The organism is Enterobacter quasimori (genome assembly GCF_018597345.1).
Lineage (GTDB): Bacteria > Pseudomonadota > Gammaproteobacteria > Enterobacterales > Enterobacteriaceae > Enterobacter > Enterobacter mori.
In genome coordinates this window covers 1-552 of record NZ_JAHEVU010000017.1, presented here as the reverse complement: position 1 = coordinate 552, position 552 = coordinate 1, and the positions used below count along the sequence as shown (strand labels likewise).

Annotated in this window: 2 tRNA genes; both read left to right on the top strand. The window is 48.6% G+C overall.

Features of this window, described 5'->3' with window-relative positions:
* Window positions 1–116: 116 nt before the first annotated feature.
* Window positions 117–193: transfer RNA gene (locus KK102_RS22075), tRNA-Ile, on the top strand.
* 42 nt (window positions 194–235) lie between these two features.
* Window positions 236–311 (top strand) — tRNA-Ala (locus tag KK102_RS22070).
* Window positions 312–552 lie beyond the last annotated feature (241 nt).

Here is a 552-nt window from a genome sequence, read left to right as displayed (position 1 = left end):
TCGTAACAAGGTAACCGTAGGGGAACCTGCGGTTGGATCACCTCCTTACCTTAAAGAACCTGCCTTTGTAGTGCTCACACAGATTGTCTGATGAAAATAGCAGTAAAAATCTCTGCAGGCTTGTAGCTCAGGTGGTTAGAGCGCACCCCTGATAAGGGTGAGGTCGGTGGTTCAAGTCCACTCAGGCCTACCAAACTCCTTTTAAAGGATGAGCGGTACAGAGATTGAAAACGATGGGGCTATAGCTCAGCTGGGAGAGCGCCTGCCTTGCACGCAGGAGGTCTGCGGTTCGATCCCGCATAGCTCCACCATCCTTTTACTGCGAACACAAGAAAACTTCAGAGTGAACCTGAAAAGGTGCACTGCGAAGTTTTGCTCTTTAAAAATCTGGATCAAGCTGAAAATTGAAACGACACACATGTTATGTGTGTTCGAGTCTCTCAAATTTTCGCAATCAGAAGTGAAACATCTTCGGGTTGTGAGGTTAAGCGACTAAGCGTACACGGTGGATGCCCTGGCAGTCAGAGGCGATGAAGGACGTGCTAATCTGCG